14 protein-coding genes and 2 pseudogenes are annotated in these 14,193 nt (G+C 43.2%); 7 read left to right on the top strand and 9 right to left on the bottom strand.

From position 1 onward, the window contains the following. Positions 1 to 131: 131 nt before the first annotated feature. Complete coding sequence (locus SFC66_RS04525; RefSeq protein ID WP_411217508.1) at positions 132 to 1,814, bottom strand: glycoside hydrolase family 13 protein; 1,683 nt, start codon at positions 1,812 to 1,814, stop codon at positions 132 to 134. A gap of 270 nt (positions 1,815 to 2,084) precedes the next feature. Then, a complete protein-coding gene (locus SFC66_RS04520) occupies positions 2,085 to 2,285 on the bottom strand; it encodes a TRADD-N-associated membrane domain-containing protein (RefSeq protein ID WP_411217507.1) in 201 nt (66 codons plus the stop codon). A gap of 134 nt (positions 2,286 to 2,419) precedes the next feature. Here SFC66_RS04520 and SFC66_RS04515 point away from each other — a divergent pair, with 134 nt between their 5' ends. From SFC66_RS04515 to SFC66_RS04505, 3 genes are read left to right on the top strand one after another with little or no spacing between them, the layout of a single operon-like run. Next, on the top strand, positions 2,420 to 4,201 hold the full coding sequence (locus SFC66_RS04515; RefSeq protein WP_411217506.1) for a LytS/YhcK type 5TM receptor domain-containing protein: 1,782 nt from the start codon (positions 2,420 to 2,422) through the stop codon (positions 4,199 to 4,201). After that, positions 4,173 to 4,886 (top strand): LytR/AlgR family response regulator transcription factor, encoded by a 714-nt coding sequence (locus tag SFC66_RS04510; protein ID WP_411217505.1) that lies wholly within the window; start codon positions 4,173 to 4,175, stop codon positions 4,884 to 4,886. The genes SFC66_RS04515 and SFC66_RS04510 overlap by 29 nt, the downstream gene beginning before the upstream one ends. Then, positions 4,883 to 5,359: a tetratricopeptide repeat protein gene (locus tag SFC66_RS04505; protein ID WP_411217504.1), complete on the top strand. Its 477-nt coding sequence runs from the start codon at positions 4,883 to 4,885 to the stop codon at positions 5,357 to 5,359. The genes SFC66_RS04510 and SFC66_RS04505 overlap by 4 nt, the downstream gene beginning before the upstream one ends. A gap of 57 nt (positions 5,360 to 5,416) precedes the next feature. Here the strand turns inward: SFC66_RS04505 and SFC66_RS04500 are convergent, their stop codons facing one another. Continuing rightward, positions 5,417 to 6,154 carry an SDR family NAD(P)-dependent oxidoreductase gene (locus SFC66_RS04500; RefSeq protein WP_411217503.1) on the bottom strand — a complete coding sequence of 246 codons (738 nt, stop codon included), beginning with the start codon at positions 6,152 to 6,154 and terminating at the stop codon, positions 5,417 to 5,419. Between the two features lie 146 nt (positions 6,155 to 6,300). Here SFC66_RS04500 and SFC66_RS04495 point away from each other — a divergent pair, with 146 nt between their 5' ends. Continuing rightward, positions 6,301 to 6,909, top strand: a complete 609-nt coding sequence (locus SFC66_RS04495; RefSeq protein WP_411217502.1) for a TetR/AcrR family transcriptional regulator — start codon at positions 6,301 to 6,303, stop codon at positions 6,907 to 6,909. 72 nt (positions 6,910 to 6,981) lie between these two features. On the opposite strand, the gene SFC66_RS04490 is transcribed toward SFC66_RS04495, so the two are convergent. Beyond that, positions 6,982 to 8,403 (bottom strand): MFS transporter, encoded by a 1,422-nt coding sequence (locus tag SFC66_RS04490; RefSeq protein WP_411217501.1) that lies wholly within the window; start codon positions 8,401 to 8,403, stop codon positions 6,982 to 6,984. A 682-nt stretch (positions 8,404 to 9,085) separates the two neighbouring features. Here SFC66_RS04490 and SFC66_RS04485 point away from each other — a divergent pair. Then, positions 9,086 to 9,511, top strand: coding sequence for a MaoC family dehydratase (locus SFC66_RS04485; protein WP_411217500.1), 426 nt, complete (start codon positions 9,086 to 9,088; stop codon positions 9,509 to 9,511). A gap of 95 nt (positions 9,512 to 9,606) precedes the next feature. On the opposite strand, the gene SFC66_RS04480 is transcribed toward SFC66_RS04485, so the two are convergent. Then, a complete protein-coding gene (locus tag SFC66_RS04480) occupies positions 9,607 to 10,125 on the bottom strand; it encodes a GNAT family N-acetyltransferase (RefSeq protein WP_411217499.1) in 519 nt (172 codons plus the stop codon). A 43-nt stretch (positions 10,126 to 10,168) separates the two neighbouring features. Then, a complete protein-coding gene (locus SFC66_RS04475) occupies positions 10,169 to 11,233 on the bottom strand; it encodes a response regulator aspartate phosphatase (RefSeq protein WP_411217498.1) in 1,065 nt (354 codons plus the stop codon). A 173-nt stretch (positions 11,234 to 11,406) separates the two neighbouring features. Between SFC66_RS04475 and SFC66_RS04470 the strand changes: the two genes are divergently transcribed. Together SFC66_RS04470 and SFC66_RS04465 are read left to right on the top strand one after the other, a co-directional pair. Beyond that, entirely contained in the window at positions 11,407 to 11,913 is a 507-nt protein-coding gene (locus SFC66_RS04470) for an STAS domain-containing protein (protein ID WP_411217497.1), read from the top strand. Between the two features lie 174 nt (positions 11,914 to 12,087). Next, positions 12,088 to 12,501: a YbaN family protein gene (locus SFC66_RS04465; RefSeq protein WP_411217496.1), complete on the top strand. Its 414-nt coding sequence runs from the start codon at positions 12,088 to 12,090 to the stop codon at positions 12,499 to 12,501. Between the two features lie 33 nt (positions 12,502 to 12,534). Here SFC66_RS04465 and SFC66_RS04460 read toward each other — a convergent pair whose 3' ends face one another. The 3 genes and pseudogenes from SFC66_RS04460 to SFC66_RS17215 all read right to left on the bottom strand — a co-directional run. Continuing rightward, on the bottom strand, positions 12,535 to 12,918 hold the full coding sequence (locus tag SFC66_RS04460) for a VOC family protein (protein ID WP_411217495.1): 384 nt from the start codon (positions 12,916 to 12,918) through the stop codon (positions 12,535 to 12,537). Positions 12,919 to 13,067: 149 nt separating this feature from the next. Further along, a pseudogene (locus SFC66_RS04455) lies at positions 13,068 to 13,208 on the bottom strand (excalibur calcium-binding domain-containing protein); the annotation flags it as partial. Between the two features lie 95 nt (positions 13,209 to 13,303). Next, positions 13,304 to 13,742: pseudogene (locus SFC66_RS17215) on the bottom strand (thermonuclease family protein); the annotation flags it as partial. Between the last annotated feature and the right edge of the window lie 451 nt (positions 13,743 to 14,193).

Below are 14,193 nucleotides of genomic sequence, written 5' to 3'. Positions count from 1 at the left end.
TGTTCTCTACCCCCATTGGTTTAGGTAATTTACCCTACATTTAAATGATGGACTTAAAAGGTTGATAAGTCAAGAAATTGACACATTCTTTAGATTATAGAAAAGTCACCTCATAGATGATATTTGTTGATTCATTTCACATACTTATACACAACCGCTTCAAACGGGCGCAAAGTATTCTCTTTATCCACATGTGGATAATTGCTGATGACACAATGCTTTTTATCCCAATCATCCACACACTCGCTGGGGATATCGTATGAAGCGTCTTTATCAGTCATATTTAAGAGGATAACCCATTCTTCATTATCCATTCGACGAAGATAGCCAAATATCTGATCATGGTCATCGAGGATGATTTCGAATCCCCCATATACCATGATTGCATTCTCTTTGCGCAGTCTGATCAGTTTTCGATAAAACTGCAAGACAGAATCAGGGTTGTCCATACCGGCTTGTACATTGATTTCCTTGTAATTAGGATTGACGGGAAGCCAAGGTGTGCCAGTGGTGAATCCTGCTTGGGCAGAGGCATCCCACTGCATCGGCGTCCGGGAATGATCACGCGTCTTTTTTTGAAGGCGTTCCATGATGGCTGCATCTGAAGCACCTTGTTCATTCACTTTCAAATCATAATAACTGTGTGCCTCTTGTTCTTTTATTGTCTCAATAGAGTCAAAGCCGGGATAATTAGTCATTCCTAGCTCTTCGCCCTGAAAAATGAAGGGTGTTCCGCGTAACGTGTGCAGCAGGGTGGCCAGCAATTTGGCAGATTCAATCCGGTATTTCCCGTCATCTGCAAAAGTGGAGACCATGCGCGGTGCGTCATGATGACTTAGATATAATCCGAACCAGCCGCCGCCATCCCCAACGTCCTTTTGCCATTTCCGAAGAACCTCACGGAAATCATGAACAGTCCATTCCTTGCTCTTGTATTTATCTTCATCCTGATCAGCGAGCTCCGTAGCTTCAGCAGATAACACCATATCCAGTTCTTCCCACTCTGGCTTCGTATACTTCAAAACATCATGATCATGCACGGCAGAAGTTTCGCCTGCAGTGAAGAATTCAAAGTCTTTTTTCAGCTCTTTGTTCATCTCCTGCAAGTAATCGTGAATATGCGGACCATTCTTGAAATATTCGTCTCCCTTAGCCTGGAGCTTATCTTCGTCAGCATCCGGGTAGCTTCTGTCCTTCGAAATGACATTCACCGCATCAATCCGGAAGCCATCAATTCCTTTTTCAAGCCAAAATCGCATGATGTCATATATTTCTTGCCGGACTTTTGGATTATCCCAATTCAAGTCTGGCTGTTTTTCGCTATAAAGATGCAAATAATATTCTTCTGTCTGCTCGTTCCACGTCCATGCGCTGCGTCCTAAATGGGTCCTCCAATCGGATGGCGGACTGCCATCATCGTTTGCTGGTTCCCAAATGAAATAATCATGGTAGGGATTGTCTTTGGAACGCTTCGCTTGCTGGAACCATTCATGCTCGATCGAGGTGTGGTTAGGGACAATATCAAGTACAAGCTTTATACCGCGGCGATGAAGTTCTGCCAGCAGCGTGTCGAATTGTTCCATCGTCCCGTATTCTGGCTGAATTGCCCGGAACTCTTTCACATCATAACCGTGGTCGACATTTGGGGAAACATAGATAGGGGGAAGCCATACTGTATCGACTCCGAGGTATTCCAAGTAATCTATCTTCTCCAAGATGCCACCCAAGTCACCTATTCCGTCTCCATCACTATCTTTGAAACTGCGTGTATACAATTCATAAATGACGCTTTCCTTCCAGTACTTTCTCTCCATCGGGTCATCAGTCCTCTATCTTGTTATTTTATGGGACTATTCCCTTACAGAAGGCAAACAAAAACCGCCAAGCAGAAGAATGCAAGACGGTTAACGTTATATTGACTATTTTCTGGATGACGAAGCTAGCCGCTGCTTCAATAGCTGCTGCAGTACGAAGGGAGATCCTCAGCCTGATTTCATAGAGGGCTCAAACAATATGTCTTCCCTTTATAATCGTTGAAAAAAAGCAGAAGGTGACACCACCAAGATACAATGTCATTTCGATTATTATTTAGACTCTGCTGTAGCTGCAGCACGTTTTTTCGCATTACGATATAGTAATATTCCAACCAGTCCATAAACAAGTCCAAGAACTACCAGCGCAATTCCTAAATAAAATTTATCGCCAGCCCAAATCATGATACCTATTCCTGCAAGGATGCAAAGCAAACCGAGGAAGAGGATATATAGGGCGTTTTTCATTAACATACGTAAACAGCCTCCTATCAAGCGTTTAAACTTGTACCATTATAACAGAAAGCGACTTCGATTATTATGTTATCTGTTAAACTGACAGACTTTCCTATAAGATGGTAGTAATACAATTAGCGAGGTGTGAGCGTATGCTGAGCTTGGTTCCATTGATGATTGAACGGGTAGGCATCATCTTGATAACTGTTTTCCTTTTTTCACAATTGAAAGCGTTTCGACGGCTGATCCTTCATAACCAATCAATCAAAGAAAGGCTGCTTTTGCTGCTGATTTTTGGCTTCTTTGGTGTATTGAGCAATTATACCGGGGTGGAGATACACGGCGACAGCCGCATGGCTAACACATGGTTATTGGATATTGAGCAGGATAGTGCGATTGCGAATACACGGATTCTCGGCGTCACCATTGGCGGATTGCTGGGGGGGCCGTTTGTCGGACTGGGCGTCGGCTTTTTAGCGGGTATACACCGATTGTTCCTAGGCGGCTTTACAGCGGAGGCATGTGCCATCTCGACTGTGCTGGCAGGCTTGGCGGCAGGTCTTATCGGAAAGCGGCGCAAACAGCGGAAGCAGTTGACAGCAGGCTATGCAATCTTGATTGGCGTAGCGATGGAGATTATTCAAATGATGCTCATCCTGCTGTTATCATCTGAAATGGAACCTGCTTGGCAGCTTGTTCAAATCATCGGACTTCCGATGATTGTCATCAATGGTATCGGCATGCTGTTATTCATGCTGATCATTCAAATCATCCTGCGAGAACAAGAACGGACACGAGCTTTGCAGACGAATGCAGCCTTTGCTATCGCTGATCGTACATTGCCTTACTTTCGAAAAGGGTTAAATACGGATTCCTGCAATAGAGTAGCCGAAATCATGCTTGAATGGACAGAAGCCGATGCCATCGCAATCACTGATAAACATAGTGTTTTGACCCATGTTGGAGCAGGTTCGGATCATCATTTGCCGACAACTGGATTCGCCACAGAGCTGACCAAACGCTCACTTCGGGAAGGTCGCGTCCTGACAGCGAAATCACAAGAGGAAATTGTATGCTCCTATCCGGACTGTTCACTGCAGGCGGCTGTAGTCCTTCCGTTGCGCGTTGGAGAAGAAACAGCAGGAACATTAAAGCTGTACTTCACCAATCCGAATGATTTGACCCGTGTGGAACGGGAGCTTGCAGAAGGGCTGGCCAATCTATTTTCCACCCAGTTGGAGCTTGCAGAAGCCGAACAGCAGAGCAAGCTTCTGAAAGATGCAGAGATCAAAGCATTGCAAGCACAAGTTCATCCTCATTTTCTTTTCAATAGCATTAATACGATATCCATTCTTTGCCGAACCGACCCGAATAAAGCGCGCAGCTTGCTGCAAGAGCTTAGCCGCTTTTTCCGAAGCAATCTGCAAGGTGCGAGACATATGCTGATTCCGATTGAGAAAGAAATAGAACATATACGGGCATATATATCGCTTGAGCAAGCTAGATTTCCGGAGAAGTTCACCTTGCAGATGGAGATCGAACCTGGATTGGAGCAGACACTTGTCCCGCCGTTTTTGCTGCAGCCATTGGTTGAGAATAGTGTGAAGCATGGGTTTCGTGATACAGAAGCAGATGGAAAAATTGCAGTCAGCATCAAACGGAAAGATACATCCATCAGCATCTCAGTGCTAGATAATGGGCACGGAATGGAACCGCATAAGCTGAATCAGGCGGGTCAGCAGACAGTAGAATCGTTGACAGGAACAGGAACAGCACTGATGAACATTCGAGAACGGCTGGAAGGCATCTATAATCATGAGGCAACCTTGCTTATTTCAAGCAAAAAGGATGAAGGCACGACTATTCACATTCAGCTGCCAAATAATCAGAAGGGGGAGATACCATATGATGACAGCCTTTATCGTGGAGGATGAGCCATTGGCACGCCAGGAGCTAGTTTTTCTTCTGGAAAACAGCGGAGAAGTAAAGGTTGTCGGAGAAGGATCAACCTTGAACAAGAGCTTTGAAGCCATTCGGATCACATCACCCGATGTTGTTTTTTTGGATATCGAACTGGCTGAAGGAACCGGGCTGCAGCTCGCAGAAAAGCTACAGGAACTGCCAAAAAGGCCTTCATTTGTATTTGCAACAGCGTACGATGACTATGCACTGCAGGCATTTGAACTGCAAGCAGCTGATTATCTGCTCAAGCCGTTTGACGAACAGCGAATCAATCAGTGCATTCACAAGCTGCAGCAGATGAAACCGGCTGCAGTAGAGCCAAAAGCGCCAATCAAGAAGCTCCCTGTCATGGAGAATGAACGGATATCCTTGCTGGATATCCAGTCTATTCTTTATATAACCACGCAAAACGGTAAGACCCAAATCAAGACACTCCAGAAGCTCTTTCATCTGAATGAGCCGCTGGCATCTGTAGAGAAGAAACTGATCGAACCAAGTTTTATGCGAGTCCATCGCAGTTATATCGTCCACCTGGAACATGTGACAGCATTGGAGCCATGGTTCAACTCCACGTATAACCTTGTCATGGAGGACGGCTCCAAGGTGCCAGTGAGCCGTACTTATGTGAGAGAAGTGAAGGAGCGATTTGGACTATGAGTGAATTAGCCGAGGCTATTCGTTTGAGGGAAGCAGGCAAGCTGGCAGAAGCCAATGAAAGATTGATCAAATTGGCTTCTGCTTTCCCAGCTGATGCTGAAATACAATACCAATGTGCGTGGAGCTTCGATGTACTTGGAGAGGAAGCTGCTGCTGTACCTTATTATGAACGTGGTATTTCCCTTGGGCTGCCAAAAGAGCATGAGGAGGGGGCTTATTTAGGGTTAGGCAGTACGTATCGAACGTTAGGGAATTATAAGAAGGCCGAACAAACTTTGAGAGAAGCCATGGAGCTGTTCCCGGAGAATAATGCATTTCCCGTTTTTTACGCTATGGTTCTGCATAATCTTAAAGAGCACGGAAAAGCGATGCGGATCATCCTTCAATTGCTTGCAAAAACCACTTCAGATAGTGATATTCTGGAATATCAGAAAGCGATTGCTTATTATGCGGATAAGCTTGATATCATATGAGATTAAGAAGTATCCATTATAAAGGCCTCACTCAAAATGAGAGTGGGGCCTTGGATATCATTGTGCTGTATAACCGCCATCAACAATCAAGCTGTTACCAGTCATATAAGAAGAGTCGTCAGAAGCTAGGAATAAAACAGCTTTCGCCATTTCTTCTGCTTTACCAAGACGCTTCATTGGTGTCATCGTGGCAAGTGCCGCTTTGTCATCTTCCGGGATGATTGGTGTGTCGATGAAGCCTGGGCATAATGCGTTTACGCGGATGTTTTTGTCTGCATACTCAAGTGCTAGGGAACGTGTAAGGTTCACAACGCCGCCTTTAGCCGCATTATAAGCCGCAGATCCAGGCGAGCCGACCCAACCATACATGGAAGCTGTGTTGACGATGTTGCCACTGCCAGTCAGAAGCATCACGCGAAGTGCTTCGCGGGCGACTAAAAAGACACCATCCAGATCGACGTTCACGGTGGTGCGCCATTCCGCATAATCCAATTCATGTGATGGACTGACGCGACCGATTCCGGCATTATTGAATACAATATCGATTTTGCCGTAAACAGCGATTGCTTGTTTGAACAAATCCGATACTTCTTGTTCACTTGTGATATTTGTTTTGATGAAGACTGCTTTTGTGCCGACCGCTTTCAGCTGCTCCTCCATCACTTTTCCTTTTTCTTCGTTTAAATCGACTAATACGAGCTTAGCGCCTTCCGCTGCGAAAAGACGAGCAGTGGCAGCGCCAATCCCCGAAGCTCCCCCTGTTATCAATGCTACTTTATCTTGTAATTTCCCCATTTTCGTTTCCCCCAGTATAATGAAATAATATAGGTTACAATTTAATTGTAATGCGTTGAATATATTTCTCAATCAGCAGTTGAAAAGCAGATGTCTATTTATAGGACAAATAATCCAATAATGTTTGACAATGGGGGGCTTTTTTTATGGAGAACGAACAAGATTCGACATCAAGACGGCGTAATCGGACAAAAGAGCAGTTTCGGAAGGCATTGATCAGACTGATCAAAAAGAAAGGATATCAAGCGGTAACCGTAAAAGATATTGTTGAAGAAGCAGCTTATAATCGCAGCACATTTTATTTTCATTATAAAGATAAAAGGGAATTAGGAGAGGATTTGCTCAATAGGATGTTTACGGGGCTGGAGGACGCTGCGGGTATTATGTATACACCAGGAAGGATAACCTCCAGTAAAGAAATCGATGTTCCATCTTTCTCACTCATTGCTTATATCTATGAAAACAAAAGTTTTTTCGAGCTGATTCAGTATGAGGATACACTTCCCGGGATGCATACCCATTTTCCTGATGCAATTTTGAATATCTATAAAAAGCAATTCGAATTCACCACCATCAATAATATGCAGGTCAACATGGAATATTTCAAAGTGTATACAGCCTTTGGCTTTTACGGACTCGTCCGGGACTTGATTGCGGAGGATTTTAAAACTCCGGAGGAACAGTTTACAAAGGATGTTATCGAATTATCACAAACGCATATTGAAACATTCAAATATATCGGACGGAATGAATGAAATAAAAAATAAGCTCAGCTTTTTCACATGAATGTGATGCTGAGCTTATTTTTTGGTTGACCGGCGCCGATATCAATTCGGCTTATTTTCTTCTTGTTCCGCTTTCCACCACAATGCATCTTCTGGATTCTCGACAGCTTCTTTGTAATCCGATTTAGTAGCGACAGTTGGGTAAGACCCTTTTAAGGACTTCCCTGACGTACTCTTGAAGAAGAATAGAATTACCAGGAATCCGATGATGCTCACGATAGTCAGATACCAGGCAGGCGCTAAGTTATTGCCAGTCTGGTGAACAAGCCATGTGTTGACCAATGGAGCAGTACCACCGAAGACGGATACCGCAACGTTAAAGGTAATGGATAGAGTCCTGTACCGTATGTCTGTGTAAAACATCGTTGGCAGCGACCCTGGGATAGAACCTTCATATGTCGCAAGCAGTACACCCAGAATCAAAATACCTATTGAAATAAAGATCAAACCGTTCATATTGATAAAGTGGAAAGCCAGTGCAGAAAGAAGTGTCAATCCGCCTAAACCAATCAGGAAAACAGTTTTGTTTCCGATTTTATCACTGAGCTTACCGAACATCAATGTGAGTGGAACCATGATAATCATGACACAAGTAATCAATATGGTACCCGTTGTGCTGGATAAGCCGATGACCTCGTCCAAATAAGAAGGCATGTAAGACAGCAGCATGTAGTTTGTCACATTAAAGAATGAAACAGCAGTGAAACAAACGATGATGTCTTTTTTATGATTTTTCAGGATAGACCAAAAGCTTTCTTCTTCTGGTTCCTCATTACTTTCGTTATTTAAAATTTCATTTTCGTAAATAGGTGATTCTTCCAGGCTTTTTCGCAGGTACATACCGACAAGTCCTAATGGCAGTCCCAGCAGGAATGGAATTCTCCAACCCCATGACGCCATCTGTTCATCAGATAATGCAACGAAAAGTATGCTTGCGACCAGTGAAGCCAGGATATATCCTGTCAGTGTGCCGATTTCCAATCCGCTACCCAGGATATTTCGCTTGTTATCTGGAGAAGATTCTGCAATATAGACCATTGCACCAGCGTACTCGCCACCAGTTGAGAAACCTTGGATGACACGTGCGACTAACAACAGGATCGGTGCCCAGATACCGATTTGATCATAAGTAGGCAGCAAACCGATGAGTAACGTGGAAAAAGCCATTAATATGATTGTGGTTGTAAGCACGACTTTACGTCCGGATTTATCTCCGATCTTACCGAAGATGATACCGCCCAATGGACGCATCAGAAAGGCAATCGCAAATGTTGCGAAGGTGAAGACCAATTTCAATTGATCATTTTGTACTGCACTAAAGAAGTTTTGACTGATGATCACGGCCAAATAGGAATATAAACCAAAATCAAACCATTCCATCGCGTTCCCTACACCAGTAGCGAATACACTCTTCTTAGCTTGGTTGATATCAACCACGTTGATTTTTTTCTTGTTGAATTTCATCTTTTCAACTCCATGTTTACGGGTATACAAGGAATAACAAAAATATAGTCGAATGAATTAGAAACAGAAACCATTGGATTCTGCTCTTGATTTTTGTGCGGAATTTCACATTCCTTACAAAAAACCAGCAAAGCTGCCTGAGGAAGGTTTACGTATTACAGACATGTTTATCACAAAGTTTATAACGGAAAAAGAACCGCCACTTTTGATTCAATGTTATCTTCTTCGTATGTGAAGTTATTGTGCACCATTAGCGTCTTATTCATACGAATGAATGCTACTATGAAAGAAGAGGAAAGAAAACGCAGCATAACGCGCAGCAAGATAAATAATTTGACGCAAAAAAGCTCTTCGCATGTTCTTGAAAAGGGCTTTTTTCCAGTGAAATTATTCACATAAAATAAATCAGCAAGTAAAGGAGATAGTCACTCTTTTCAAACACATCTTGCCATCCTTCAATGTATAAACAGCTAGGCTTTTCATCATGAAAATGATGGTCCTTGTATTCACCGCTCTTTTCGACTTATATTAAATACCCTAATATACATATATGTAAACTTCAAATGATTCAACTTATACAATTTTTATGATAAGCTGACTTTCACTGCAAAATATTATGTAAAATCATCTTAATCAATCTATTTGGTGTTACAGCCAAAAATGCCAGAGAAGGGGTGCTGGAATGAAATTCAGTGCGTTTGAAATAGGACAGCGTTACGAGACGAAATCGATAAAATTATCCAAACAAGATATCATCGACTTCGCAAAAATATATGATCCGCAATATATGCATATAGATGAAGAAAAGGCGAAAGAAGGACGCTTTGGCAATTTGATTGCATCGGGGATGCAGACAATGAGCACTTCTTTCAAACTGTGGGTGGAAGAAGGTATTTATGGGGAAGAAGTCGTAGCAGGCACCGGCATGAACAATGTCAAGTTCCTGAAACCTGTTTTCCCTGATGATGAATTGAAAGTCGTGGTGGAAGTGATCGATCTTGCAGCTAAACGCAAAGGTAATGGCATCGTAACAGTGCAAATCAATACATATAACCAAGATGAAGTGAAAGTATTTCAAGCTGAATTGAGCGCACTTATCAATAATTAATCAAAAAGGAGGCATCTTAAACAGAAGCCTCCTTTTATTTTGTTGAGCGATTCTGCTTCTTATAATAAAAGCCTGGTGCAATTCGGTTTGTTGTTTCAGCTGCAAAATTCCGTTCGAAGCAGACTGAAAAGGAGTACATCCTGGAATTTTCCTTGCCATTTCCGCCCCTGTCTGATGACGCCATCCTGGCGGAAACCAGCACGTTCGACCAATCGCTGGGATGCAATGTTATCGGCATTGATCCTGACTTCCAGCCGATTCAACTCCAACCTTTCGAATCCGATATGTAAAAGATCCTGCAACGCAGCTGTCATGAAACCTTGCCGCCAAAAAGCGCTGCCAAGCTCAAACTCGATCTCACCGGTTTCGTGCAGGAAATTCAACCGTTTGAAGCCGCAAGTACCGATAACGGTATGGTCGTCTCTTTTGCGAATGGTATACCTGCTTGTATGCTTTTTCTGTTCCAGCTGCTTGATGCGGGCTTTAACTTCCTGCAATGACTGCAAGGTACTGTAACGGGTCCATTGGGTAACGGAAGGATCTGACCAAATAGGAAGCAGAGCTTCGCTATCACCCTCAGCAATCGGCGTAAGTAGAACCTCTTCGTGAGACATATACTCCTCCTTATCATCATACTTCTGCCGTTTCGTGCTGCTGTCAGGTTTGTAATGAAAGCTTATAATAATAAATCGCTAGATCGTCTTGTCCGTTTTCGGTGAAGTATGCCGCCAGTTCACTGCTATAGTTTCGGACATTGTGGTTGTCACCCAATTTCCGGAATGAATCGATGGCTTCGATCCATACTGTCTCAAAATTCGCACGGTCAACGTACTTTTTATGCAGCATGGCGAATTCCCACTTCAATATATCATCTTTTTCCATGATACTAAGCTGGAATCCTTCCTTATAAACATCCATTGCCAAATCATGCTGCCCGGTTTTCCAGTAGCAATCAGCGAGCAGGAACAATGTCTTTAAATAGGCACTGTATGTTCGATGATCCTTGGCTGCCTTCAGATAAGGAATAGCTGCTAGCTGCATTTGCTGTACGGAGTATAAATACCCGATATTGTGCTGGATCAATGCCGCCAAGTGACTTTCGTGCTCAAAATCGGTATGCGATAGTGCGTCATTCAAAGTGCTCTCTGCTTGCAGGAAATCCTTTTGCTCGATGAAATTCAGACCTCGCATCAACTCACTGCGTGCAAGCAAATAGCGGTATGCTGGGTACTTCTCAAAGATTTTCACTGCATATTCGGTGTGAAATACAGCAAGGGATGTAATCTCGAGGTAATAATATGTAATAGCTTTACGAAAATGGAAATCGGCATGTTCCACTTCGTCATCGATGGAAGAAAGATATGATTCCGCCTGTTCAAAAGAAGCCAGCGCATCCATATATTCCTGTTTCTCAACCAATTGCATTCCTTGCGCAAGGTAGTAATAATAGTGCAGTGCTGGTACGAAGGAATGCTTCAACTTGCCTGCTTCCCGATGGTACATATCACTAGTCTCCAAATCCGATACAAGCACATGAAATCTGCAGGAAAGCAGCAAGTACACTGCATATAGCATATTCTCCTGCTTCAGTTCTTCCTTCCGTCCTGATAACTCATGATACAAATCCGAAGCCTTCTGCCGCTTTCCAAGCCGGATATACCGATACCAATCCTCCAAAGCTGCCGTCAAATTCTGATCTAAAACAAGCAAACTCCTGTCCATATACTTCCCCTTTACCTTTGTCTTGCGTAATATTTTACCATTTTCGTCGATAATTGTAGATAAAGATGCTTGGTTGCTTCCTTCCTCAGTGGATTAACTGCCACCGAAAATGGGTAGGTTATTCTATATCTTGTCTAGAGCGTGTATAATACAGCTATAGACAGAGAAGGAAAATGAACAATAAGGTGATGAGGAACATAGCTAGTAAAGAAGAGTTACTGCAGGAAAACGAACAGCTGAAACGGAAACTGGCAGAATATGAAGGCATGATCAAGGAATTGTCCGCCCCGATGATTCCGTCCATCGTACCAAATACGATGCTTGTGCCGCTGACAGGGACGTTTTCTGTAGAGCGATTTGCACATATACAGGATAAGATCGTCAACAGTGTTGCTGAAGCGGATACAGACACGGTCATCATCGATCTTACCGGCATCAATTATCTGGATATAGATGAAATCGGTTATCTCGAACTTAGTGATAATATAAAGAATCTGACAGACGCACTGAAGCTGATGGGAGTCGAAACGATATTCGTCGGGTTTTCCGCTAAATTGGTGCAAAAGCTCGTGCTCTCCAATTCAGGTTTCCAGGGTTTCAAGTCTTATGCAACATTCCGTTCTGCTTTAAAAGCACTGTTGAAGGAAAAAGGGATGGAAATCCAACAAATAGAGAAGTGAGTCTTATGGGAGCTCTCCTGAATGGGAAATGCTCTTTTTTCAATTCTTCCCATTATATTGACGGATTTCTTACAGTTGGAATATCGATGCGGGTTTAGCTGGTTAATAGCTTACGTATGATAGTGTTTATTTGATATAATGCGAGTTAAGCAAAGGTATTTATAAAGTTAGGTGATGATCATAAAAAAACTGAAGAACGCCTTATTCTTCTTGCTTGGAACAATCTTCTTGGGCTTTGGTATTGCGGGAATTGTCTTGCCTGTACTGCCTGGCGGACCATTTTTGATGGCGGCGACTTTTTGCTATGCGAAAAGCTCCAAAAAAATCGATGATTGGTTTAAAAGCACCACTTTCTATACAAAGTATGTACTGGCAATCAAAGAAAACAAAGGCATGACGCTAAAAGAGAAAATCCGTATCAACGTCATTGCGGATGCCTTCATTCTGTTTTCGGTATTTTATATTGATATATGGTTGGTAAAAATAGTTTTGATTGTACTTGGTCTGATTAAGCATTATTACTTTATAAAGAAAATCAAAACGATCAAACCAGAGCAAGCAAATGATGGTCTTAAGAATCGCGCATGAAAATAGCCGTTTTCCACAGGGAAAACGGTCTTTTTATATAGTTTTATTACCAACTGCGATCCACCTGCCATCATTATCCTCAAACACGAATTCCTTATGGCCGTAGTCTGTCAGCATTAAAGGACGGACGATAGTAATACCTTTGTCTACCAATTCCTGCTGCATGGCAGCCTGCTTCTCCGTGATGAAATAAGCATCATTTCCATAACCATACTGGATGCGATTCGGAAAGATCCTTTGAAGAGCTGATTGTGTCAGGATCAAATCAATGTCATCTCGATTAAGCCGGATATGCGGCTCTGAACTAGAAGTGTTAGGTGCCGACTCGAAACCTAGCTTACCGTAGAAATCTGCAGTCGATTGCATATCCGGACAAGGGAATATCGGAATGATACCGGAAAGGTTTGCTTTTGTCATCGTGATTTCCAATCCCTGTTTTGATGTGGAAGAGCAAAGTATCCATTGTTATTGTTTTCCTTGATCACGTTGTTGCCCCCTCCATATGAGTATATGTGCAATTATCCTTCTCAAAACAAAAACGACGAGGATTGCTCCTCATCGTTTCATTATCTTTCGCAGGCAAAATTATCTTTGTCCCGATCCATTTTTGCTTGATAAGCAGGGTGTGAGCTGTCTACACCATTTGGATAGGTTTTGCGCAATTCTGTGCAGTTTTGGAAGAATTCAGCACTTCCTCCCGATGATGGAGTCGGGGTTTCCTGTTCTTTAGGTGTGCTCGTTTCTTGTTTTGGTTGTGGTTCTGGTTTCGGTTTTGGAGCCGGTGATGGTGTCTCTTCCTTTTCTTTCACGCATCCGTTGAAACCTTTATCACCGACGTATCCGTTTGTACTCCATACAGCTTTTCCTTTCTTTTCTGCTGCTGCTTCAGCGGCTTCAAAGTCGTCGAGATATCTTGTGTTAGGCGGATAGACATACGCGACTCGAGCCAAGCCTTCTTCCAGCAATGTCTTCTGGACAGACTTGCCGTCTACATAAACATATGCCAGCAAGCGGCCATACTTGTCCTTCCGTTCCCCAACGTCGAACTCCAATTCAAGCTTTCCGCTGTTCACCAGCTGTTTGTTCCGGTCGGAAGCATCTTGACCAAAAGGCTGTACGCACTCATTCGGATCCTTCGTTTCGGGCGTATCGATCAGCAGATACCTGACAGTCTCTTCTTTGCCGTTGTAGTTCACCTTGATCGTATCGCCATCGACAGTTTTGACAAGTGTAACTTCCACACGATCCGTGGAACCATTCGTTTTTGTTGCCTTGGATGTTGCTGCAACAGCAGTGGCAGAAGCGGCTGCTGCATCTTTATCAGCTTTTTCTTTAACAGGCTGCTTTTCGGTTTCTGTAGCTTGTTCTGACGCCTTTGGCTTTTCTGCTGCTTTTTCATCAGAATCGGGTTGTTCCTCTTCCTTTTCTGGCTCCGCAGCTTTTTCGGTTGTCTTCGCAGCTACTTTTTCAGACGTCTCATTGGTTGCGGTGGCAGTTTTATCCTCGTCTGGTCCGAACAGATTCACAAGAGCAGAAAACATCAATAAATAGATAAGGACAGCTGTAATCTTTTTCCACTTCTTGCCGGAACGGAACCCGAGTATTTTCTGATGCCATTTTCGTTCGACAGTCACGATTTGCATATGCAAACGACTAACCAGGAAAGCAGCAATGGCTTTGCCATTATTGATC

It is taken from the genome of Terribacillus saccharophilus (genome assembly GCF_046592895.1).
Taxonomy (GTDB): Bacteria; Bacillota; Bacilli; order Bacillales; family Amphibacillaceae; genus Terribacillus; species Terribacillus saccharophilus_D.
The sequence above is the reverse complement of the archived record's forward strand: the minus strand, read 5'-3'. Positions and strand labels throughout refer to the sequence as shown.